The sequence below is a fragment of the Amycolatopsis thailandensis genome (assembly GCF_042723255.1).
GTDB classification, from domain to species: domain Bacteria; phylum Actinomycetota; class Actinomycetes; order Mycobacteriales; family Pseudonocardiaceae; genus Amycolatopsis; species Amycolatopsis thailandensis.
Map to the genome: position 1 here is coordinate 1 of NZ_JBHXJK010000137.1, position 21,766 is coordinate 21,766.

25 protein-coding genes are annotated in these 21,766 nt (G+C 69.9%); 11 read left to right on the forward strand and 14 right to left on the reverse strand.

Features of this window, described 5'->3' with window-relative positions; genetic code table 11:
- Positions 1–88 precede the first annotated feature (88 nt).
- From lgt to ACFWMR_RS35450, 3 genes are read right to left on the reverse strand one after another with little or no spacing between them, the layout of a single operon-like run.
- Positions 89–1,165: a prolipoprotein diacylglyceryl transferase gene (gene lgt / locus ACFWMR_RS35440; protein ID WP_378381547.1), complete on the reverse strand. Its 1,077-nt coding sequence runs from the start codon at positions 1,163–1,165 to the stop codon at positions 89–91.
- Between the two features lie 29 nt (positions 1,166–1,194).
- Complete coding sequence (locus tag ACFWMR_RS35445; RefSeq protein ID WP_378381548.1) at positions 1,195–2,364, reverse strand: M20 metallopeptidase family protein; 1,170 nt, start codon at positions 2,362–2,364, stop codon at positions 1,195–1,197.
- Positions 2,361–3,503: an amidohydrolase family protein gene (locus tag ACFWMR_RS35450; protein ID WP_378277595.1), complete on the reverse strand. Its 1,143-nt coding sequence runs from the start codon at positions 3,501–3,503 to the stop codon at positions 2,361–2,363. Before ACFWMR_RS35450 ends, ACFWMR_RS35445 begins: the two co-directional genes overlap by 4 nt.
- Positions 3,504–3,599: 96 nt before the next feature.
- Here ACFWMR_RS35450 and ACFWMR_RS35455 point away from each other — a divergent pair, with 96 nt between their 5' ends.
- Positions 3,600–4,973 carry a glutamine synthetase family protein gene (locus ACFWMR_RS35455; RefSeq protein WP_378381549.1) on the forward strand — a complete coding sequence of 458 codons (1,374 nt, stop codon included), beginning with the start codon at positions 3,600–3,602 and terminating at the stop codon, positions 4,971–4,973.
- 96 nt (positions 4,974–5,069) lie between these two features.
- Here the strand turns inward: ACFWMR_RS35455 and trpA are convergent, their stop codons facing one another.
- The 5 genes from trpA to ACFWMR_RS35480 all read right to left on the reverse strand — a co-directional run bounded on the left by trpA (position 5,070) and on the right by ACFWMR_RS35480 (position 10,231).
- Positions 5,070–5,861, reverse strand: a complete 792-nt coding sequence (trpA, locus tag ACFWMR_RS35460; RefSeq protein WP_378277597.1) for a tryptophan synthase subunit alpha — start codon at positions 5,859–5,861, stop codon at positions 5,070–5,072.
- Positions 5,858–7,087 (reverse strand): tryptophan synthase subunit beta, encoded by a 1,230-nt coding sequence (gene trpB / locus ACFWMR_RS35465; RefSeq protein ID WP_378277598.1) that lies wholly within the window; start codon positions 7,085–7,087, stop codon positions 5,858–5,860. The genes trpA and trpB overlap by 4 nt, the downstream gene beginning before the upstream one ends.
- Positions 7,084–7,893, reverse strand: a complete 810-nt coding sequence (gene trpC, locus ACFWMR_RS35470) for an indole-3-glycerol phosphate synthase TrpC (protein WP_378277599.1) — start codon at positions 7,891–7,893, stop codon at positions 7,084–7,086. The genes trpB and trpC overlap by 4 nt, the downstream gene beginning before the upstream one ends.
- 192 nt (positions 7,894–8,085) lie before the next feature.
- Positions 8,086–8,601 carry a Trp biosynthesis-associated membrane protein gene (locus tag ACFWMR_RS35475; RefSeq protein ID WP_378381560.1) on the reverse strand — a complete coding sequence of 172 codons (516 nt, stop codon included), beginning with the start codon at positions 8,599–8,601 and terminating at the stop codon, positions 8,086–8,088.
- Positions 8,602–8,668: 67 nt separating this feature from the next.
- On the reverse strand, positions 8,669–10,231 hold the full coding sequence (locus ACFWMR_RS35480; protein WP_378381550.1) for an anthranilate synthase component I: 1,563 nt from the start codon (positions 10,229–10,231) through the stop codon (positions 8,669–8,671).
- A gap of 95 nt (positions 10,232–10,326) precedes the next feature.
- Between ACFWMR_RS35480 and ACFWMR_RS35485 the strand changes: the two genes are divergently transcribed.
- Positions 10,327–10,932 (forward strand): TetR/AcrR family transcriptional regulator, encoded by a 606-nt coding sequence (locus tag ACFWMR_RS35485; RefSeq protein ID WP_005155237.1) that lies wholly within the window; start codon positions 10,327–10,329, stop codon positions 10,930–10,932.
- Positions 10,933–11,154: 222 nt separating this feature from the next.
- Here the strand turns inward: ACFWMR_RS35485 and ACFWMR_RS35490 are convergent, their stop codons facing one another.
- The 6 genes from ACFWMR_RS35490 to hisF form a co-directional block, all read right to left on the reverse strand.
- Positions 11,155–11,769 (reverse strand): hypothetical protein, encoded by a 615-nt coding sequence (locus ACFWMR_RS35490; protein WP_378381551.1) that lies wholly within the window; start codon positions 11,767–11,769, stop codon positions 11,155–11,157.
- Positions 11,770–11,870: 101 nt separating this feature from the next.
- A complete protein-coding gene (locus tag ACFWMR_RS35495) occupies positions 11,871–12,659 on the reverse strand; it encodes a hypothetical protein (protein ID WP_378381552.1) in 789 nt (262 codons plus the stop codon).
- Between the two features lie 115 nt (positions 12,660–12,774).
- Positions 12,775–13,137 (reverse strand): DUF1304 domain-containing protein, encoded by a 363-nt coding sequence (locus tag ACFWMR_RS35500; RefSeq protein ID WP_191257517.1) that lies wholly within the window; start codon positions 13,135–13,137, stop codon positions 12,775–12,777.
- Positions 13,134–13,496 (reverse strand): phosphoribosyl-AMP cyclohydrolase, encoded by a 363-nt coding sequence (gene hisI / locus ACFWMR_RS35505; protein ID WP_093934330.1) that lies wholly within the window; start codon positions 13,494–13,496, stop codon positions 13,134–13,136. The genes ACFWMR_RS35500 and hisI overlap by 4 nt, the downstream gene beginning before the upstream one ends.
- Complete coding sequence (locus ACFWMR_RS35510) at positions 13,486–13,875, reverse strand: hypothetical protein (RefSeq protein WP_093934329.1); 390 nt, start codon at positions 13,873–13,875, stop codon at positions 13,486–13,488. The genes hisI and ACFWMR_RS35510 overlap by 11 nt, the downstream gene beginning before the upstream one ends.
- The gene (hisF, locus tag ACFWMR_RS35515; protein WP_378381553.1) at positions 13,872–14,645 is read right to left on the reverse strand and encodes an imidazole glycerol phosphate synthase subunit HisF; all 774 of its coding nucleotides are present in this window, start codon (positions 14,643–14,645) and stop codon (positions 13,872–13,874) included. Before hisF ends, ACFWMR_RS35510 begins: the two co-directional genes overlap by 4 nt.
- Positions 14,646–14,683: 38 nt before the next feature.
- Here hisF and ACFWMR_RS35520 point away from each other — a divergent pair, with 38 nt between their 5' ends.
- The 9 genes from ACFWMR_RS35520 (at position 14,684) to ACFWMR_RS35560 (ending at position 21,507) form a co-directional block, all read left to right on the forward strand.
- Complete coding sequence (locus tag ACFWMR_RS35520; RefSeq protein WP_093934327.1) at positions 14,684–15,286, forward strand: TetR/AcrR family transcriptional regulator; 603 nt, start codon at positions 14,684–14,686, stop codon at positions 15,284–15,286.
- Between the two features lie 10 nt (positions 15,287–15,296).
- Positions 15,297–16,508, forward strand: a complete 1,212-nt coding sequence (locus tag ACFWMR_RS35525) for a phytase (RefSeq protein ID WP_378381554.1) — start codon at positions 15,297–15,299, stop codon at positions 16,506–16,508.
- A 90-nt stretch (positions 16,509–16,598) separates the two neighbouring features.
- The gene (locus ACFWMR_RS35530) at positions 16,599–17,108 is read left to right on the forward strand and encodes a SigE family RNA polymerase sigma factor (RefSeq protein ID WP_005155257.1); all 510 of its coding nucleotides are present in this window, start codon (positions 16,599–16,601) and stop codon (positions 17,106–17,108) included.
- Positions 17,105–18,103, forward strand: a complete 999-nt coding sequence (locus tag ACFWMR_RS35535; protein WP_378381555.1) for a hypothetical protein — start codon at positions 17,105–17,107, stop codon at positions 18,101–18,103. The genes ACFWMR_RS35530 and ACFWMR_RS35535 overlap by 4 nt, the downstream gene beginning before the upstream one ends.
- A 28-nt stretch (positions 18,104–18,131) precedes the next feature.
- Positions 18,132–19,052: an NADP-dependent oxidoreductase gene (locus ACFWMR_RS35540; protein ID WP_378381556.1), complete on the forward strand. Its 921-nt coding sequence runs from the start codon at positions 18,132–18,134 to the stop codon at positions 19,050–19,052.
- On the forward strand, positions 19,049–19,609 hold the full coding sequence (locus ACFWMR_RS35545; RefSeq protein WP_378381557.1) for a putative glycolipid-binding domain-containing protein: 561 nt from the start codon (positions 19,049–19,051) through the stop codon (positions 19,607–19,609). The genes ACFWMR_RS35540 and ACFWMR_RS35545 overlap by 4 nt, the downstream gene beginning before the upstream one ends.
- A gap of 48 nt (positions 19,610–19,657) precedes the next feature.
- The gene (locus ACFWMR_RS35550) at positions 19,658–20,380 is read left to right on the forward strand and encodes an ABC transporter ATP-binding protein (RefSeq protein WP_378381558.1); all 723 of its coding nucleotides are present in this window, start codon (positions 19,658–19,660) and stop codon (positions 20,378–20,380) included.
- Complete coding sequence (locus ACFWMR_RS35555) at positions 20,377–21,111, forward strand: ABC transporter permease (protein WP_378381559.1); 735 nt, start codon at positions 20,377–20,379, stop codon at positions 21,109–21,111. Before ACFWMR_RS35550 ends, ACFWMR_RS35555 begins: the two co-directional genes overlap by 4 nt.
- A gap of 9 nt (positions 21,112–21,120) precedes the next feature.
- Positions 21,121–21,507: a PPOX class F420-dependent oxidoreductase gene (locus ACFWMR_RS35560; protein ID WP_093934321.1), complete on the forward strand. Its 387-nt coding sequence runs from the start codon at positions 21,121–21,123 to the stop codon at positions 21,505–21,507.
- Positions 21,508–21,766: the final 259 nt, after the last annotated feature.

Sequence of the window (21,766 nt, forward strand, 5' to 3'; positions counted from 1 at the left end):
GCGGGCTGGCCTGACGTCCGTTATGGCCTCCTTGAGGTACTATGGGTCGCTAATGGTGGCCTTCACGGACTTGCGCTGCTAGAAAGCGCTACTTTTCGGCGTCGGGCTTCGGGTCCTCGGTCGCCTTGTCCGCGGCCGAGTCCCGGACGGTGTCCGGAGCCGCCGCGACTTCCGCGTGCGCCTCTTCCTTGGGCGTCTCGCCGTCGGCCGCGGCCTTCGCCTCGCCATCGGCGGACTCGCCGGATTCCCCGGGCTCGCCTTCCCGGGGGACGCCCTTGCTCCACAGCGTTTCCGGCGCTTCCCGCGGCCCTCGCTTCGCGGCGAGGACGAAGTACACGATCGCCGCGACGAACATCAGGAGCGCGGTCCACACGTTGACCCGCAGGCCCAGGATGTGGTTCGCGGTGTCGGTCCGCATCATCTCGATCCAGAACCGGCCCGCGGTGTACCCGGCGACGTACAGCGCGAACGCGCGGCCGTGGCCGAGGCGGAACTTCTTGTCCGCCCAGATGACCAGCAGCGCGACGCCGAGGTTCCAGATCAGTTCGTAGAGGAACGTCGGGTGCACCGGGCTGTCCGGCAGCGGGACGTGCCCGATCGCGACGCCGTTCAGGAAGTCGTCCGGGTTGGTCGGGTTGTAGCGCTGGTAGATCTCCAGGCCCCAAGGCAGGTCGGTGTGCGCGCCGTAGAGCTCCTGGTTGAAGTAGTTGCCGAGCCGTCCGATCGCCTGCGCGATCACGATCCCCGGGGCGAGCGCGTCCGCCATCGCGGGCAGCGGGATCCCCCGGCGGCGGCACGCGATCAGCGCGCCGACCGCGCCGAGCGCGATCGCGCCCCAGATGCCGAGGCCGCCGTCCCAGATCTTCAGCGCGTTGAGCGGGTTCTTGCCCTCGCCGAAGTAGAGCTGGTTGTCGGTGATGACGTGGTACAACCGGCCGCCGACCAGGCCGAACGGCACCGCGAAGACGGCGACGTCGATGACGGTGCCCTTCGTGCCGCCGCGGTTCACCCAGCGCCGCTCACCCAGCCAGATCGCCACGATGATGCCGGCGATGATGCACAGGGCATACGCCCGGAGCGGAACCGGCCCGATATGCCAGACGCCCTGGTCGGGACTGGGGATGGTCGCGAGGAACGCTGCCGAGGCGGTATTCACGGAGGCCACCGTAGCGCTTCATCCACTTCTTGGGACCGTCAGCCCTCGACGGCGGCCAAATAGCCTGCGATCAGCGCCGAAGAGACCTGCCGGATGGCGGAGTCGGGTGGCAGGAACAGTTCGTCGTGCAGACTCGGCGCGCCCGCGGTGTCACCGAGGCCGACGAACATCATCAGCCCGCGCGTCGTCCCGCAGTAGTGCGCGAAGTCGTCGGCGCCGAACGACCGGAAATCGGTGTCCACGCCCGCTCCGGCCCGGACGAGCCGCCGGTGCGCGCGCTCGGTGAGCCCGGCGTCGTTGTGCAGCACCGGTTCGCACGGGCTGATCTCCAGTTCCGCGCGGCAGCCGTGCGCCTTCGCGGTGCCGTGGACGATCTCGGCGAGCCCCTCCAGCGCGAGGTCGCGGTCCTCGGCGCGCATCAGCCGCAGCGAGCCCGAGAGGCGGGCTTCGTTCGGCACGACGTTCGCGGTCCGGCCCGCCTCGATCCGGCCGACCGAGCAGACCGCGCCGAACACCGGGTCGACCCGGCGGCTCGCGAGCTGCTGCAGGCTCACCACGATCTGGCTGAGCGCGAGGATCGGGTCGCGCAGCAGGTGCGGGTACCCGGCGTGCCCGCCCTGGCCCCGGACGATCACGTCGAACTCGTCGGTGGAGGCGTTGACCGGTCCCGGTACCGCCGACACCACGCCCGCGGCGAGCCGCGGCTGGACGTGCGCGCCGATGACCGCGTCGACGCCGTACTCGGTGAGGACGCCGGACTCGACGATGTCCAGCGCGCCGGACGGCGACGTCTCCTCACGCGGCTGTAAGAGCGCCACGAGCGGCCGCGGCACCCCGACGGCCGCCGCCGCGCGGCAGGTGGCGACGAGCGCGGCCATGTGCACGTCGTGTCCGCACGCGTGCATCAGCGGCGTCTCCGAAGCCCACGGGACCCCGGTGCGCTCGGTGACCGGCAGCGCGTCCAGTTCGGTGCGCAGCGCCACGGCCGGGCCCGGCCCGGTGCCGGGGAACAGCACGGCGCGCCCGGTCTTGGCGACCAGGACCCCTTCGCCTGCTCCCAGCGCCTCGACGAGGACCCTCGCGGTGTCCTCCTCGTCCCCCGACGCGCGTGGATCGGCGTGCACCCGGTGCCGCAGCGCGATCGCGGACGGCAGTTCCGCCTCGACGGCGGCCTCCCATCGGTCCTGCAGGTCGTCCAGTTCCGTCATGTCCCCTCCAGCCCGTAGACCCGTTCGGCGTTGCGTCGCCCCACCAGCGCCGCTATCCGATGTGCGTCCACTTCGGACAGTACGTCCGCGCCGAGCCCCGCGTACAGGAAGTCCGACAGTCCTTGCCGGAACAACGCGGTGCCGAGGTGGTACAGCTCGGCGAGCCCGAACGCGTCCGTGGAGAACAGCAGCTTCCCGAACGGCACTATCTCCATTGTCTCCGCGATGATCGCGGGCGCACGGTGACCGACGTTGTGCGTCGCGAGGCCCACGTCGATGAACACGTGCTCGAAGACCTGGGCCAGATACGCCGCGTTCCGGTGAAAGGGATAGTTGTGCAGCAACAGGATGGGCACTCCGTGTGACCGCGTCGCCCGCAACAGGCCGGTGAGCAGCAGCGGATCGCAGCGGTGCAGGTCCACGTCGGAATCGCCGAACCCGACGTGGAACTGGATCGGCAGGGCCAGGTCGATCCCGGTCCAGACGAGGAACCGGTGCAGCACCTCGTCCGCGAGCCGGACCGGTTCGCCCGCCTCGATCCGCGCGAGCCAGCGGCCCGCCGCTTCGGCGACCTCGGCGTCCGTGGGCCGCTCCCCCGCCAGTTCGAGGCCGACCCGGTAGGCGGCGATGGACTTGAACCCCACCGCCGTCGTGGCGCGTTTCGCCAGTTCCCCGGCGAACGCCGAAGCGAACCCTGCGGCCGTGGTGGACTCGATCACCGCTTCGGCGACCTGTTCGAGGCGGACGATGTCCCGCGCGCGGGACCCGGACAGCTGCGCGAACTGCTCGGTCGTGGTCAGCGTGTCCGGCAGGAAACCGCCGTCGAGCAGGAATTCGGTCGTGCCGGTGGCGCGCAGGAATCGCGCGTTGACCTCGGCGGCGCCCAGTTCGGCGCGGCGGGCCAGATATACCTCGGCCGGCACATGCGGCGGCAGGTCCAGCATCGGGGCGCAGCGGGCCCGGACCGCGAGACCGATCAGCGAGTCGAACAGGGTGGTGCCCAGTGAGGAGACGGTGTCGGCCTCGGTGAGCATCTGCTCGAACTCGATCCGGCCGAGGTCGCCGGTGACGACGCCGTGGCAGTGGTGGTCCACCAGCCGCGTCTCGGCGACGAACGGCAGGATCCCGGGTGCCGGCATGAGCGCGTCCCTTCTCGTGATCGACGAGTGCGGCCTCACCCTATGGCCGGATCCGGGCATGGCAAGGGGCCCGCGATGAGGCCAGGATGAGGAACCATGGTGAACCGGGAAGCATTGACCGCCCGCGCGACCGCCCTCACCGGTGATCTCCGGGCGAGGGGCGTCGAACTCGTGGCCCTGACCTTCGTGGACAACGCCGGGATCGCCCGGGTCAAGGCCGTGCCGTTGCGGAAACTGCCGTCCGCCGCCGCCTGGGGTGTCGGTGCTTCGAATTCCTTCGACTTCTTCGGCTCCGACGACGCCATCACCGGGGGTGAGCACTCCCTCGGGCCGGTCGGCGATCTGCGGTTGCATCCGGATCTCGACGCGCTGACCGTGCTCGCCGGACAGCCCGGCTGGGCCTGGGCGCCGGTGACCAGGCTCGACCAGGAGGGCGAGCCGCATCCACAGGACTCGCGCACGCTGCTGGCGACGGCGGTGGACCGGCTCGCCGCACGCGGCCGCCACGCGCTGATGAGCTTCGAACTCGAATGGGTGGTCACCAGCGCCGATTCCCCGGACGATCCGACGTCGGCGACCGCGGGCCCCGCCTACGGCTACGCGAGGCTTTCCGAGCACGCGGACTACCTCCGCGCCCTGGTGTCCACTTTGGACCAACAGGGAGTCGGGGTGGAACAGATCCACCCCGAGTACGCCGACGGTCAGTTCGAACTGTCCGTCGCGGCCGCCGATCCGGTGCGCGCGGCCGACGTCGCCGTGCTGACCAAGGAGACGATCCGCGCGCTCAGCCACCGGCACGGGCTGAAGGCGTCCTTCACCCCGAAGTTCGCGCCCGCCGGCGTCGGCAACGGCGGGCACGTGCACCTGAGCGTCTGGGACGGCGCGCGGAACCTTTTCTCCGGCGGCGAAAGGACTTTCGGGCTCACTCCGGTCGCGGAATCGTTCAGCGCGGGAATCCTGCGGCGGCTGCCCGCGCTGCTCGCGATCGGGGCGCCGTCGGTCGTCAGCTACCTGCGACTGGAGCCGCACCACTGGGCGGGGGTGTACACCGCGTGGGGGCTGGAGAACCGGGAGACGCCGCTGCGGCTGGTGCGCGGGGTCGCCGGGAACCGCGGGTCGGCGGCGAACCTCGAGGTCAAATGCTTCGACCTGACCGCGAATCCGTATCTGCTGGCCGCCGCGCTGCTGTTCGCCGGGATGGCCGGTGCCGACGAGGAGGCTTCGCTGCCGGAGCCGGTGGACGTGGATCCGGGGACACTGACCGACGCCGAACGCGCCGCGCGCGGGATCGAGCGGCTGCCTCAGCGGCTGGAAGAAGCCGTCTCGGCGTTCGAAGCGGACAAGGACCTGGCGGCCGCGTTCGGCGCGCCACTGGCGACGACGATCGTGGACGTGCGGCGGGCCGAGATCGAACGGTTCGCGGGCGCGAGCGCGAAGGAGATCACCGAGGCGCAGCGGTGGCGGCACTGAAGCGGGGGCTGAAGGACGCTTTACCCGCATCAGACGCAGCGAAAGGGCCCTTCACCGCGTCACATGCGGCGAAGGGCCCCTTCAGCCCACGTCAGATCAGGCGGGAGCGACGGTCTTCCGCACCCCGGCGGCCAGTTCGGCCGACAGCTCGCGTACCGCGTCGACGCCGCTCGCGGCGGCTGTCACCAGCGCCGAGCCGACGATGACGCCGTCCGCGAACCCGGCGACCTGCGCCGCCTGCTCGCCGGACCGGACGCCGATCCCGACGCCGATCGGCAGCTCCGTGTGCGCGCGAGTCCGCTCGACCAGGTCCTCGGCGTGCACGCCGACCTGGTCACGAGCGCCGGTCACGCCCATCACCGCGGTCGCGTACACGAAGCCCGAAGCGGCCGCGACGGTCTTCGCGATGCGCTCCTCCGAGGAGGACGGCGCGACCAGGAAGATCCGGTCCAGGCCGTGCTGCCCGGAAGCCTCGATCCAGGCGTCCGCCTCGTCCGGGATCAGGTCCGGGGTGATCATCCCGAGCCCGCCCGCGGACGCGAGGTCCCGCGCGAAGCGGTCGACGCCGTAGCGCTGCACCGGGTTCCAGTACGTCATCACGACGGCGTTGCCGCCACGCGCCGACACCGACTCGACGACCTCGAACAGGTGCTTGAGCTTGAAGCCGCCCGACAGGGCGCTCACCGAAGCGGCCTGGATCGTCGGGCCGTCCATCACCGGATCCGAGTAGGGCACGCCCACCTCGACCAGGTCCGCGCCGCCGTCGACCACCGCGGCCAGCAGGTCCTTCGACCCGTCGACCGTGGGGAAGCCCGCCGGGAGGTACCCGATCAGCGCTCCGCGCCCCTCGGCCCGGGTCTTGGCGAAGATGTCGTCCAGCGCGCTCATGCGTTCTCCACCAGGCCGAAGTACTTCGCCGCCGTGTCCATGTCCTTGTCGCCGCGACCGGACAGGTTCACGATGATCAAGCCCTCGGGGCCCAGCTCACGGCCGAGCACCAGGGCGCCGGCCAGCGCGTGCGCCGACTCGATCGCCGGGATGATGCCCTCGGTGCGCGAAAGCAGCTTGAACGCGTCCATCGCCTCGGCGTCGGTCACCGGCCGGTACTCGGCGCGGCCGCTGTCCTTGAGCCACGAGTGCTCCGGGCCGACGCCCGGGTAGTCGAGGCCCGCGGAGATCGAGTGCGACTCGACGGTCTGGCCGTCCTCGTCCTGCAACAGGTACGTCATCGCGCCGTGCAGGTTTCCCGGAGTGCCCTTGGTCAGCGTGGCTCCGTGACGGTTGCCCTCGATGCCCTCACCGCCCGGCTCCAGGCCGACCAGGCGCACGGAGGCGTCGTCGATGAAGCCGTGGAAGATGCCGATCGCGTTCGAACCGCCGCCGACGCAGGCCGCGACGGCGTCCGGCAGGCGTCCGGCCTGCTCCAGGATCTGGGCGCGGGCCTCTTCGCCGATGATCTTGTGGAAGTTCCGCACCATCATCGGGAACGGGTACGGGCCCGCCGCCGTGCCGAACAGGTAGTGCGTCGTGTCGGCGTTGGTGACCCAGTCGCGCAGTGCCTCGTTGATCGCGTCCTTGAGCGTGCGCGAACCGGTCTTCACCGGGATGACCTCGGCGCCGAGCAGCTTCATGCGGGCGACGTTCAGCGCCTGCCGTTCGGTGTCGACCTCGCCCATGTAGACGACGCATTCCAGGTCCAGCAGCGCGCAGGCGGTGGCGGTGGCCACGCCGTGCTGTCCGGCCCCGGTCTCGGCGATGACCCGCTTCTTGCCCATCCGCTTGGTGAGCAGCGCCTGGCCCAGCACGTTGTTGATCTTGTGCGAACCGGTGTGGTTCAGATCCTCGCGCTTGAGGAAGATCCGGGCGCCGCCGGCGTGCTCACCGAAGCGCTTGGCCTCGGTGAGCAGCGACGGACGGCCGGCGTAGTCACGCAGCAGACGACGGAACTCGGCGATGAAGTCCGGGTCGGTCCTCGCCTTGTCGTACTCGGCCGCGACCTCGTCGACGACGCCGATCAAGGCTTCGGGCATGAACCGGCCGCCATAGGGGCCGTAGTAGCCCCGGCCGTCCGGATCGTGCTCGCCGTGCGGTGTTTCGGTGTACTCCACGCTCATCGAGAAGGCCTCGGGCAAGCGGGGTGCGAACCGGCGGTGACCAGCTTGACCAGCGCGCCCTTCGGGTCGCCCGAAGCGACGAGACCTTCGCCCACGAGGACGGCGTCGGCGCCGTGACCCGCGTAGGACATCAGGTCGCCGGGGCCGCGGACACCGGACTCGGCGATCTTGAAGACGTCCATCGGCAGGCCGGGGGCCAGCCGAGAGAAGACGTCCCTGTCGACCTCGAGGGTGTGCAGGTTGCGGGCGTTGACGCCGATCACCTTCGCGCCGGCTTCGAGTGCCCTGTCGGCCTCTTCGGCGTTGTGGATCTCGATCAGCGCGGTCATCCCGAGGGATTCGACCCGGTCCAGCAACGCGATCAGGGCGTTCTGCTCCAGCGCCGCCACGATCAGCAGGACCATGTCCGCGCCGTGCAGCCGCGCCTCGTGGACCTGGTACGGGCTGACGATGAAGTCCTTGCGCAGCACCGGGATGTCGACCGCCGCGCGGACCGCGTCGAGGTCGGCGAGCGAACCGCCGAACCGCCGCTGCTCGGTCAGCACGCTGATGACCCGGGCCCCGCCGTCGGCGTAGTCCTTCGCCAGCGAGGCCGGATCCGGGATCTCGGCCAGATCGCCCTTGGACGGGCTGCGCCGCTTCACCTCGGCGATGACGCCGATGCCGGACTCGCGCAGGGCCGCGAGCACGTCACGGGGAGGTGCGACCTGGGTCGCACGCTTCTTCAGTTCGTCGAACGGCAGAGCCGCCTCGCGCTCGGCGAGATCGGCACGGACACCGGCGACGATGTCTTCGAGCACGCTCACCGGAGTCCCTCACCGGGTGTCGTACTCACGGATTCCTTCGCAAGGTCGCTCACAAAAACCTTCCCCTTCCCGCCGAAACGATGCTAACCCCCGCACGGATACGGCCTGGTTCCGGGTATGTCCGTTACTCCGAATGCCAACCGTGTCATCTTTGCCGGGAAAGATCCCCGAAACCCGCGAAATCCGTCGCCGTCACCGCGTCGCGGTGGGATCTTCGCCCTCCGACAGCGCCTCCCACAGCTCGGTTTCCGGATCCTTGGCGGCCCGCTTCTTCGCCCCCGGCGCCGAGTACTTCGCGCCGAGGCGTGGCATCCGGCCCGCGCCCTTGATGGCTGCCAACCCACCGGCGGCCACGAGAATTCCCCCGAGGATCGCCAGCCCGCGGGCTCCCAGTATCTGGGTGACGGGCAGCCCGTCGGCGAATCCGGTGAACGGGCCGTCCGCCACGCCGATCCACACCGCGGCGGCGCCGGCCACGGCGAGTACCACTCCGAGCACCCGGCGTGGCCAGCCGCCGGTGGCGATCAGGCCCGCCGTGCCCGCCAGCGCCAGCAGCGCGAGCGGAATCAGCGCGATCGCCCGTGTCGAACCGATTTCCGTGTACACGATGGTGCCGCGCACCCCGCCGTCGCGGAACTCCGCGAACCACACGAGCTGCGAGGATCCCCACAGCGCGACCGCGCCCAGCAGCAGGCCCACCACGGCGATCCACAGTGGACGCTTGGCCTTCTTCGCCGCCGGGGCGGTGCTTTCCGGGGCCTCGCTTTGGGGAATCTCAGACACGGGTGCTGTCACCCGCCGGGTCGAGTTCGTCCGCGGCGATCATCGTCTGGGCCGCCGCGACGGCGGACAGCACGGTGCGGGCCTTGTTGAGCGACTCGTTGTCCTCGTAGTCGGCCACCGAATCTGCGACGACTCCCCCGCCCGCCTGGACGTACGCGACGCCGTCCTTCATCAGCGCGGTGCGGATCGCGATCGCGGTGTCGGCGTCGCCCGCGAAGTCGAGATAGCCGACAACGCCACCGTAGAGCGCCCGCCGCGTCGGCTCCAGCTCCTCGATCAGCTGCATCGCGCGGACCTTCGGCGCGCCCGAGAGCGTCCCTGCCGGGAAACACGCGGCGACCGCGTCGAAGGCCGTCTTGTCGTCGAGGAGTTCGCCGGTGACCGTGGACACGATGTGCATGACGTGGCTGTAGCGCTCGACGTCGAAGAAGTCGACGACGCGCACGGTCCCGGGCTTGCAGACCTTGCCGAGGTCGTTGCGGCCGAGGTCGACAAGCATCAGGTGCTCGGCGCGTTCCTTCTCGTCCGCGAGCAGGTCCTTGGCCAGCTGCGCGTCCTCTTCCGGGTCGGCGCCGCGCCAGCGGGTGCCCGCGATCGGATGCGTGGTCGCGCGGCCGTCCCGCACGGTGACCAGCGACTCCGGGCTGGAGCCGACGATGTCGAAGCCCTCCAGGCGCAGCAGGTACATGTACGGGCTCGGGTTGGACGTGCGCAGCACACGGTAGACGTCCAGCGCGTCGGCCCGCGTCTCGATCTCGAAGCGTTGCGACGGCACGATCTGGAACGCTTCGCCCGCCTTGATCGCCTCGACGGCCTTCTCGACGGCCGCGTGGAAGTCCGGCTTGGAGCGGCGGCGCGTGAACTCGGGCGCCGGGCGGTCGAAGACGGCGGCCGTGGCCGGGGCCGCGACGTGCAGCTGCTTGGTCATCGCGTTGAGACGCGCGACCGCGTCGTCGTAGGCGGCGTCCACCCGCTCGGGAGAGTCGTCCCAGTTGACCGCGTTGGCGATCAGCGTGACCGTGCCCTCGTGGTGGTCGAAGGCGGCCAGGTCGGTCGCCAGGAGCATGGTGAGCTCGGGGATGTCGAGATCGCGCTCGGCGAGCTCGGGGAGCCGTTCGAGCCAGCGGACGGCGTCGTAGCCGATGTAGCCGACCATCCCGCCGGTGAGCGGCGGCATCCCGGGCAGCTGCTCGGTGTGCAGCGCGGCGACGGTCTCGCGCAGCACGGTGAGCGGGTCGCCCTCGGTCGGCAGGCCGACCGGCGGGGTGCCGGTCCACACGGCCTTCCCGTCACGCACGGTCAGCGCGGCGGGGCTGTCGACGCCGATGAACGACCATCGGCTCCAGGAAGCGCCGTTCTCCGCCGATTCGAACAGGAACGTCCCCGGCCGGTCGGCGGCGAGCTTGCGGTAGACCCCGATGGGGGTCTCACCGTCGGCGAGCACGCGACGGACAACGGGGATGACGCGACGGCCCTCGGCGAGCGCGCGGAACTCGTCGCGCGAAGGGCTGACCGAGCCGAGCCCCGACGGGCTGGCGTTTGCGGCGCTGACCATGTCGCTCATTGTGCTGCAACGACCCGGCGGCCGGGGACCGGGGGATGAATTCAAGGATTGTTGAATTTCGCGCCCGGTCCGTTCATGATGACGCCATGGCTGGTGAAGACACTACCGTCCGGCGCCGGGGACGGCGTCCCGGCGGGCAGGACACCCGCACCGCGCTGATCGAAGCGGCACGCGCGGTGTTCGGCGAGAGCGGCTTCGACGGCGCGACGGTGCGCGTGATCGCGACCCGCGCCGGGGTCGACGCGGCGATGGTCAACCACTGGTTCGGCAGCAAGGAAGGCTTGTTCGCCCAGGCCGTGCTGAAACTGCCGTTCGACCCGCACGAACTGCTCGCGGAACTCCGCGACGGCCCCGACGAGGAATTCGGCAGGCGGATCGTGCGCACCTTCCTCACCCGATGGGACGGTGCGGGCGGCGACGTGTTCCAGGCGCTCGTCCGCAGCGTCGCCGGACACGAGCAGGCCGCGCTGGTGCTGCGCAGCTTCTTCCAGAACTTCTTCACGAAGGTCATCGCCGGGCTGGGCTCGGACCGCGTCGAACTGCGGACGTCGCTCTGCGCCTCGCAGCTGGTCGGGATGGGGCTGGTGCGGTACGTCGCGAAGTTCGAGCCCATGGCGTCGAGCGAGATCGATCCGCTGGTGACCGCGATCGCGCCGACGGTGCAGCGTTACCTGACCGGGGACATCGACTGACCGCGGCGGGGGTGGCGCTCGGCCGATGACAAGTCCGTGAAGGAGCGTCGTCGGGCGGTTCGCGTGACTGGACGGACGACACGTGTGCTTGGAGGGACGACACGCGTGATCAGACGGACGACTCACGGCCGGATCAGACCACGGCGCGTGTCGTCCCTCCAGTCACGCGTGTCGTCCGTCTGATCACACGCGCCGTCCGTCCAGTCACGCGAAACCACCGGTTCAGTCCGTGTCCGGCTCGATCTCCTTGGCGGGAACTGTGTAGAGCGTGTCCTTGCGGAAGCGTCCTCGCGGGAAGATCACGATCATGTCCGTTCCTTCGCCGCCGACGAAGACCGGGACTTTCTCGGATCCGTCGAAGCGGGGAGCGATCCTCAACGACTGCCGCGTGGCGAGAAACTTGTAGCCGTCTTCGAAATACAGGTCGATCTCGGGGAACGGCCAGCCCGGCCGCACCGTCGCCGTCGCCTCACGCAAGCCCGTCCTCGTCGCCGAGCGATATCGTTCGCTCCAGAGCCAGGCGGCGTACGAGGACGCCGGAAAGCCTAAGAAGGCCACCAAGGACAACGGGACCAGCACCTCGTAGCCGGACTTGTCAGCGACTATCTGGCAGAGGACGAAGAAAGCCAACCAGAACACCGTCAAAGCTATCGCCCTGTTCTCGAACCGAGACAGTTTCCAGATCAGCGGGGCGGCCACTTCTTCGTGCACCGTCTGCGCGGCAACGCTTTTGACGACGTCGACATCCGCGGCGGACAACGGCCGCCCGGCGACGTGCCGACGTCGTCTCGGACGGCCGCTCTCAGCCGATCTTCTCTTTCCTTTCCCCGGTTTCATTCGCTGAGGTTAACCCGGAAACAGCGACTTTCCCGGACACCGAGGTTCATCTCGCTCCAGGGCAACCGCGAGGGCTCGCCGCGCGTGCAAGTGAGCAGGAGTCAGGGATCCGTCCGCACCGGGACCGGGTAGAAGGTCTCGGTGCGGCCGAGCCTGAACAACACTGTCCGGTTCTGCCCCTCGCCGCTGATCCACACCGGGATCTCCGCCTTCCTGGCGAACCGATGGCCGTTGCGGAAAGACATCTGCAATCCCCGCAGCGTGACCTGTTCGCCGTCGGGGAACCGCACGTCGTAGACCGCGGGCTCCCGCTCCTGGATCTCCGGGCCGAAATCGGGCCGCACGGTGACGACCCCCTTGCGCCAGCCCGTCTCCACGGCGGCGTGGTAACGCGAAGACCAGGTGTACTTCGCGGCCGCTGTGAACACGACGGTGAGCACGCCGATGATGATTGACAACATGGCGACGCTCTCGTAGTTCTCGCTGCCGGGTCCCCAGCCGGGGAGCTCCGACTCCAGGAACCGTCCGTCCGTGGACTCGCTGATCACGGCGACGATCCCGCTCACGGCCAGGACGAGCGACAAGATGCCGTAGACACCCATCCGCCGGGAAATCGAGCGCAGATCGTGGGTGCCCTCAGCCGGATCGAAAGCGTCGAATTCGTCTGTCGACAGAGGCGGGGCTTCGGCGAGCGCCTTGGTCAGCCGGCGGCTGTAATGGGCCGCCCGCTGTCCGGCGAAAACCGCGAGGGCGGTCGCCATGAGCAGGATGACGATTGCGATGATGCCGTCGCTCCTGGCGAGCCCCATCGTGCCGATGACATCGGCCCGGATCTGGAAGGCCAGGAGCACCAAGTGCGGCCCGGCCATGCCCGGGACCACGCAAAGCATCAGATAAAACGATCTCCGGCGCCACAACGCGCCTACCGGATCTTCCCCAGTCCCCAGTTTCATACACGGACTTTACGCCCGTGAAGGGGCCTCCGGGATAGGACCAAGGTCCTGATCAGCCCGCGATCAGGACCGCGATCAACGCGAGCGTGCCGGGAACCACCTGCACGAAGAAGATCTTCTTGCTCGCCGTCGCCGTCCCGTAGAGCCCGGCGACGATCACGCAGGCGAGGCCGAAGATCTTGAACTGCCAAGCGGTGCTGCCGGTCGCGATCAGGCCCCAGATCAGCGCGGCGGCGAGGAAACCGTTGTACAGCCCCTGATTCGCCGCCAGCGGCGCGCTCTCCTTCGCGAACTCCTCGGTGGTGCCGAAGGAGGCGCGAGCACGCGGAGTGGTCCACAGGAACATTTCGAGCACGACGATGTACAGGTGGATCAGCGCGACGATGCCGACCAGGACGTTGGCGACGACATTCACGGGTTCTCGCTCTCGTCGGCCAGCAGCAGCCGTTCGTCGGTGTCGAAGCAGGTGTGCGTGCCGGTGTGGCAGGCCGGGCCGGTCTGGTCGACGCGCAGCAGGACGGTATCGCCGTCGCAGTCGATCCGCACCTCACGCACGTGCTGGACATGGCCGGAGGTCTCGCCCTTGGCCCACAGTTCCTGGCGGCTGCGCGAATAGTAGGTCCCGCGCCGGGTGGTGAGGGTGCGCTCCAGCGCCTCGTCGTTCATCCACGCCATCATCAGGACGTCCGATGTGGAGTGTTCGACGACGACGGCGGCGATCAGCCCGTCGGCGTTGCGCTTCAAGCGATCCGAGAGAGCGGGGTCAAGCGTCATTCGTGGCTCCGAGAAGGTGCCGTTTCACCGGCATCGAGTTGAGCAGGACCGCCGTGTAGATGTACCCGGCGAACAGGATCCCGGAGACGATCTTCACCCAGAAGAGTTCCGCCGCCAGCATGGACAGCGCGTGCAGCAACGCGAACAGGAAACTGACGCCGAACCCGGCGAACCGCGCCGAACGCATCTTCAGCACCAGCCCCGCCACGACGAGCCCACCGAGCACCACCGCCGTTCCCGGCAGCAGGAACGTCCGCGCGGACGAATAGGGCGCGAACATGAGGACCGCGGCCATCCCGACGTACGCGAGGCCGAGCCCGAGCAGCAGCGCGCAGACGACCTTGACCTCGGTGGAGGCCTTCCACTTGGCCATGATCATCGGACCACGACTCCCTCGGCGCGCAGGGCGTCCTTGACCTCGCCGATCTTCAACTGTCCGAAGTGGAACACGCTGGCCGCGAGCACCGCGTCCGCCCCCGCTTCGACGGCGGGCAGGAAGTGGTCGAGCGCGCCGGCGCCGCCGCTGGCGATCACCGGGACACGGACGGCCGCGCGAACCTGGGTCAGGAGTTCGAGATCGAAACCGTTCTTGGTGCCGTCGGCGTCCATCGAGTTGAGCAGGATCTCGCCGACACCGAGTTCCTCACCGCGCGCTGCCCACTCGACGGCGTCGATCCCGGTGCCGCGGCGACCGCCGTGCGTGGTCACCTCGAATCCGGACGGTGTCGGTTCGGTGCCTTCGGGGACCCGGCGGGCGTCCACCGACAGGACGACGCACTGCGCGCCGAACCGGCGGGACGCCTCGCGCAGGAACTCCGGCCGCGCGATGGCGGCGGTGTTGATGCTCACCTTGTCCGCGCCGGTGCGCAGCAGCCGGTTGACGTCGTCGTTCGTGCGCACGCCGCCGCCGACGGTGAGCGGGATGAACACCTGCTCCGCGGTCCGGCGGACGACGTCGAACGTGGTCTCGCGGTCCCCGGAGGACGCCGTGACGTCGAGGAACGTGAGCTCGTCCGCGCCCGCGGCATCGTACAGGCGGGCGAGCTCGACGGGGTCGCCGGCGTCGCGCAGGTCGGCGAAGTTGACACCCTTCACCACACGGCCCGCGTCGACGTCGAGACACGGGATGACCCTGACTGCGACTGACATGGGGCCAAGCGTAGTCAAGGGCGTTCTAAGCTCGCGGAATGGCACAGGCGGGACGGCGGCCGGGGCAGACCGAGACGCGGGAGGAGATCCTCGAGGCGGCACGGCGGAGGTTCGCCGAACAGGGCTACGACGGGGCGACCGTACGCGGCATCGCGGCCGAAGCGGGGGTGAACGCCGCGCTGCTGCACCATTTCTTCGGCACCAAGCAGCGGCTCTTCGCCGCGTCGATGAACCTGCCGGTCGACCCCGGCGAACTGGTCCCCCGGATCCTCGAAGGCCCCGAGGACGAGATCGGCGAACGTCTCGTCCGCGCGTTCCTCGGCCTCTGGCAGGCCCCGGAAGGCCGCGCGCCGTTCCTGGCCATGATCCGGTCCGCGACCACCAACGAGCAGGTCGCGACCATGATGCGGCAGTTCCTGGAACGGGCGGTGCTGGCACGGGTCGCCGAGGCGCGCGGCGTGCCGAAGGTCCGGGTGGCCGGGATCGCCGCGCAGATGGTCGGGTTCGCGCTGCTGCGCTACGTCATCGGGCTCCCGCCGCTCGTCGCCGCCTCGGAGGACGAGGTCGTCGCGATGCTGGCCCCGGTCGCGCAGTATTACCTGACCGACGGCGTTCACCGGCCGGACACCCCGCGCGGCTAACTTCCCGAGGATGCGCATCGCACTGGTCCCCCTGCTGGCGGCCTCCCTGCTCGCCGGCGTGCCTGCCGAAGCGACCCAGAACCCCTCGCCCGTGGCGCAGACCAGGGCGTTCGTCGACGACGCGGGCGCGGACCCGGCGAACGCCGACGCCGACGACCCGGCGATCTGGGTCCACCCGAAGAACCCGTCGGCCAGCGTCGTGCTCGGCACCCTCAAGGAGGGCGGGCTGGCCGCGTTCGACCTGAAGGCGCGGCAGCTCCAGCACCTCGCCGTGCCCGCGGGCGGGCGGTTCAACAACGTCGACGTCGTCGACGATCTCGCGGTAGTGAGCGACCGCGGCCGGGATCGCGTGCGCGTCTACCGGATCGACCCCGCCGGCGCCGCGGCCGGATCGCGGGTGCTGCGGGACGTCACGGATCCTTCCGCCGCACCGGTTTTCTCCGCGTCCGAGTCCGAAGTGGACGAACAGCGGACGGCGTACGGGCTCACCGCCGGGCGTGACCCGCGCACCGGCGCGCGCTGGGTCGCGGTGACCCGGCGGCACGAGACCCGCGTGGCGCTTCTGCGACTTGTCGACAAACCGGACGGCACCGTCGGCACGACACCGATCGGCACGATCGACCTGCCGTCGGAGTTCCGGCTGCCGAACGGGAAGACCTGGTCGCCGTGCGGCGAGCCGGACGAGCGCCCGCAGCTGGAGGGGTCGGTGCTCGACGTCGAGCACCGCGTGCTCCACACCGCGCAGGAGGACGTCGGGATCTGGCGGATCCCGGTCGACGACCATGGTTTCGGCCGTCCCGAGCTGATCGACAAGGTGCGTTCGTTCGGGGCGCCGCAGCGCTTCGACGAGGTCACCGAGGAGTGCGTCGCCGACGGCCCCGACCCCGGTTTCGGCGGCAAGTGGCTGGTCGCGGACGCCGAAGGGCTGGCACTGGCCGACGGCAAGCTGCTCGCGTCGAGCCAGGGCGACTCGCGGTTCGTGGTCTACGACCGCGCCGGCATCCCGCGGCGCGACTTCCGGATCGTCGCCGGACGCGGCACCGACTCGGTCGAGCACTCCGACGGCGCCGCGATCACCACCAGGCCGCTGGGCCCCCTCTACCCGCACGGCCTGCTGGTGGTGCACGACGGCGAACGCCGTCCGGCGGCCACCGGCCCCTCGGGCGAGGAGCTCGCGACGACCGGATTCGCCTTCGTCCGGCTGGAGACCGCCGTGCGGTGATCACGTTCACCGGGAAAGTTCCGCCCCCGATGCATCAGCACGGTGGTCTCGTGCGTCCATAGAGCGAGACCACCGGCTGAGGGGGAACACGTGCCTGCGACCTTCGACGAGTTCGTCGCGGATCGCCTGGACGGGCTCCTGCGCTACGCGACCGTCCTGACCGACGATCCGTACCTGGCGCAGGACATCGTGCAGGAGGTGCTGCTGCGCGCTCAGCAACGCTGGCACAGGATCGAGTCACCGCCGACGTACGTCCGCCGGATGGTGACCAACGAGTACTTCTCGTGGCGACGGCGTCTGGCGGTCCGCCGCGTGGTGCCGTCGTCACCGGAGGTACTCGATCTGGTGAGCCCGCCGGTCTCCGATCACGCCGTCGAGTACGACGAACGCGACGCGATGCTGGACAGGCTCGCGAAGCTCCCGCGCAAACAACGCGCCGCGATCGTGCTCCGCTACTACGAGAACTACTCCGACGAGGAGATCGCCGCGGTGCTCCGCTGTGCGACGTCGACCGTGCGCAGCCAGATCTCGCGCGCGCTCGCGACGCTGCGGGAGACCGGACAGTCCTCGTCCGTTCAGCCCACGGGAGCCCGCAAATGACCCGCCTGAGTGAAGAGAACGCCGAGAACCTGATCCGGGAGAGCCTCGAACATCTGGCGACGCGGGCGCCTGACGGGGCCGAGATCCGCGAGGCGCTGGACCAGCGGCGGCGAAGCCGTCCGACGATGGCGCTGGCACTGGTCGCGGCGGCGGTCGCGATCATCGCGCTCGGGGTGCCGCTGGGCATGCGGGCCTTCACCGCGGTCCCCCCGGCTTCGCGGGTGAACGCGGACTGGGCGGTGCTGCCGTACAAGCCCGGCTGGCTTCCCGACGGCTTCAAGGAGAACCGGCGGGCCGCGAAACCGTACCCCGCACCGCAGACCAGGTCCTGGAGTGCCGGGGAACTCGGCCATGTCGAGCTGACCAGCACTCCGCTGGCCAAGGGGGCCGAGCCTTGGAAGATCGCGCCCGCGCCGAACCAGATCATCGTGCACGGCAGGGTCGGGATGGTGTCCGAGGTCCACGGCGACGCGATGATGCTGACCTGGTCGCCCGACGACGTGTACCTGCTGAGCATGACCTTGTACTTCATGAAGGATCCGCGCGGGATCGGTCAGCGGATCGCGGACGAGATGGTCAGGGACGACCGTGCCCGGGTCTCGGGCGAACTGCGCTTCGGCAGGTTGCCCGACGACCTGGAGTTGTCAGGGGTGAGCACGTTCCTGACGACCGGCGGGGGCGCGACCGACCTCGAAGCCACCCGCGCCGGGCAACCGACCGCGGCGGCGGTCGTCACGGCGTCGCTGCGCCGCGACCAGCCGGAGGTCGACGGGGCGGAGCCGGTTCCCCTCAAGGTCCGGGGCGCCGACGGCTACTACCTCCCGAAACGGGACGGCAGGCTCGGCCCCCAGGACGAAACGGTCGCCGTCCGGCTGACTGGCGACCAGTGGCTCATCGTGTCGGGCAAGCGGGACAAGGCCACGCTGCTCGACATCGCCGACGGCGTGCAGCTCATCCCCGGCGACTACAGCTGGTTCGGGAAGCCACCGGAATAGCGGCGGACGGGCGGCGGTTGTCGACGGCATGACGGACACCTACCGCTCCATCGCGTTCACCGAGTACGGCGACTCGCGAGTCCTCCACGTCCTCGACCGGGAGCTTCCCGAGCCCGGGCCGGGCCAGGTCAGGGTCGCCGTCCGGGCCGCGGGCGTGAACCCGATCGACTGGAAGATCCGGGCCGGGCTGATGGCCGAGGTGTTCCCGACGGAGTTCCCCGCCGTCCCCGGCGGAGACGTCGCCGGCGTGATCGACGCGACCGGCGAAGGGGTGTCCGGCTTCGCCGCCGGTGACGAGGTCCTCGGGACCGGTATCGGCGGATACGCGGAGTACGTCCTCGCGGAGGCGGCAAGCGTGATCCGCAAGCCCGAGTCGCTCTCCTGGGAGCTGGCCGCGGCGCTGCCCGCGGTCGTCAACACGGCCTATCGCGCCCTCAACCTGCTGAACCTCGAGAAGGGCGAGACGCTGCTCGTCGACGGCGCCGCGGGCGGTGTCGGCACCATCGCCGTCCAGCTCGCCGTCGCGCGGGGGCTGACCGTCGTCGGGACCGCGAGCGAAGCGAATCACGACTACCTGCGCTCGCTGGGCGCCGTCCCGGTGCAGTACGGCGAAGGGCTCGCCGAGCGCGTACGCGCCGCCGCGCCACAGGGCATCGACGCGTCCTTCGACGCCTCTGGGCACTCGCTCTCCGCTCTCGTCGAGCTGACCGGCGGCCCGAAGCGCGTCATCACCATCGCCGCGTCGGACGCGGCCGATCACGGCGTCCGCTTCACCTCGGGTTCTCCGGCGGAGCAGGTCCCCGGCTCGCTGGCCGAAGGCGCCGCGCTCGCCGCCGAAGGCAAGCTCACCTTGCCGATCTCCCGGGTGTACCCGCTCGCCGAAGCGGCCGCCGCTCAGGACGAGAGCGAAGCGGGCCACGTGCGGGGCAAGCTCGTCCTGGTGCCGTGACACTCCCCGCGGCGGCGAGCTGGCGCCATCAGGACGGGAGGACCGGCTTCGAGGTCGCGTTCTTCCAGGAACACGAAGGCAGGTGGCGGATCAGCGGCGCCACGACGGCGGTCGAGGACGGGGAGTCCTGGCTCGTCGAGTATTCGATCACCGTCGACGCCGCCTGGCGGACGAGGCGGGCGGAGATCTCCGGCCGCTCGGTCACGGGCTCCCGGCGCACGGTGCTCGACGCTGACGGCGACGGACGATGGCGGGTGGACGGAGTCCCGGATCCGCGGCTCGACGGCTGTTTCGACGTCGACCTCGAATCGTCGTCGATGACGAACACGCTGCCGGTGCACAGGCTCGGTCTCGCCTTGGGCGCCGCCACCGAAGCGCCCGCCGCGTACGTCCGGGCCGGCGACCTCGCCGTGGAGCGGCTGGAGCAGCGCTACCAGCGGATCGGTGATCGCGATTTCGCCTACACCGCACCGGTTTTCGACTTCTCCTGCGTGCTGAACTACGACGAGCACCTGCTGGTCACCGACTATCCGGGCATCGCCGTCCGGCTCTCCTGAACCGAGTGCTCTTGACTCGCGGTTCTCAACGGGCGCAGAATTAAACGTATGGCTAATTCGGCGATCGCCGTGACGGGACTGCGGGTCGTCCGCGGCGGCCGCGAGGTCGTCAAGAGCATCGGTTTCGAGACGCCGCGCGGCCGGATCACCGGCCTGCTCGGTCCCAGCGGCTGCGGCAAGACGACGCTGATGCGCGCGATCGTCGGCGTGCAGATCGTCGCGGCGGGCGAGGTCACCGTGCTCGGCCATCCCGCGGGCAGCCCGCCGCTGCGGCGGCTGATCGGCTACGCCACTCAGAATCCGGCCGTCTACGCCGACCTCACCATCACGGAAGCCTTGCGCTACTTCGCTTCCGTGTTGCGCGCGCCGATGTCCGATGTGGACAGGGTGATCGACGAGGTCGGGCTCGCCGAGCACGCCGGCAAGCTGGTCGGATCGCTGTCCGGCGGTCAGCACGGTCGCGCCAACCTCGCCGTCGCGCTGCTCGGGAAACCCGAGCTGCTCGTGCTCGACGAACCGACCGTCGGCCTGGATCCCGTACTCCGAGACGAACTCTGGGCGCTTTTCCGCCGTCTCGCCGACGGCGGCGCGACGCTGCTGGTGTCCAGCCACGTCATGGACGAAGCCGCGCGATGCGATCGGCTGCTGCTCATGCGCGAAGGCCGGATCCTCGCCGAGGACACCCCGTCCGGGCTGCGCGAGCGCACCGGGACGACCGATCTGGAGCAGGCGTTCCTGCGGCTGGTCCGGGAAAGCGAGGTGGCGTCGTGAACCCCGCCCTGACACTGGCCACGGCCCGCCGCATCCTCTTGCAGCTCCGGCACGATCCGCGCACCGTCGCGATGCTGATCGTCGTCCCGTCGCTGCTGATGGTGTTGCTGCGCTTCGTCTTCAACTCGGAAGCGGTGTTCAGCCGCGTCGCCCCGGCACTGCTCGGCGTCTTCCCGTTCCTGATCATGTTCCTGATCACCTCGATCACCACGCTGCGCGAGCGCACCACGGCGACACTGGAACGCCTGATGACCCTGCCGATCGGCAGGCTGGACCTGCTCTTCGGCTACGCGATCGCGTTCGGCTCGATCGCGATCGTGCAGGTCGGCGTCGCGGCCGGGATCTCGCTGGCCTGGCTCGGCCTCGACATCGCGGGCTCGATCGGGATGTTGCTGCTCATCGCCGTCCTCGACGCCCTGCTCGGGATGGCGCTCGGCCTGTTCGTGAGCGCGTTCGCGCGGACGGAGTTCCAGGCGGTGCAGTTCATGCCGCTGTTCGTGCTGCCGCAGATCCTGCTGTGCGGACTGTTCGTGCCACGCGGGGAAATGGGCTGGCTGCTCAACCGGCTTTCCGACGTGATGCCGCTTTCGTACGCCGTCGAGGCGCTCACCCGCGTCACCACTTCGGGCACCGTGGACGCGACACTGATCCGGAACCTGCTCGTCGTCGGGGCGTGCGCGCTGGCCGCGCTGATCCTCGGCGCGGCTACGTTGCGACGCCGGACGCCCTAGACTCTCCACATGGGATCGGAGTTCGAGCGGATCGCCGCCGAGAAGTACGTCATGCTGACCACCTTCCGCAAGAGCGGCGTCCCGGTGCCGACTCCGGTCTGGGCCGCGGGCGACGGTGGCGAGCTGGTGCTCTGGTCCGAGCGCAAGGCGGGCAAGGTCAAGCGCATCCGCAACAGCGGCCGGGTCGAGGTCCAGGCCTGCGACCTCCGCGGCAAGAAGACCCACGGCGACGTCGTCGCGGGCGAGGCGCGGCTGCTGGACCTCGACGGGACCGAACGCGTGCGCAAGGTGATCGCGCGGAAGTACGGGATCACCGGACAGGTGACGATGTTCTTCAGCAAGCTGCGGGGGCCGAAGGACCGGACCGTGGGGATCGCGATCAAGCTGGCGGAATGACCCGTGAGAGCGTGAGTGGTGAGTCGCGCTCTTGAGTGGTGAGGCGAAGGTGTCGTGCTCGGCCGCTCGCGTGTCTGCCGGCTTCGGGTGTCGCGACCTGGCGGAGCGAGCCGGGTCAGGTGGTCGTGAGTGGCGATTCGGGTTAGAGCCGACCGTGTCTTAGGTAGCTGCTGGGTTCTGGCTGTGGCGGCGCGCGAGTCCGGTCCGTGAAGGCGGCTCAAGTACATGATGGCCCCCTTCCTTGCGCTAGGCGCAAGGA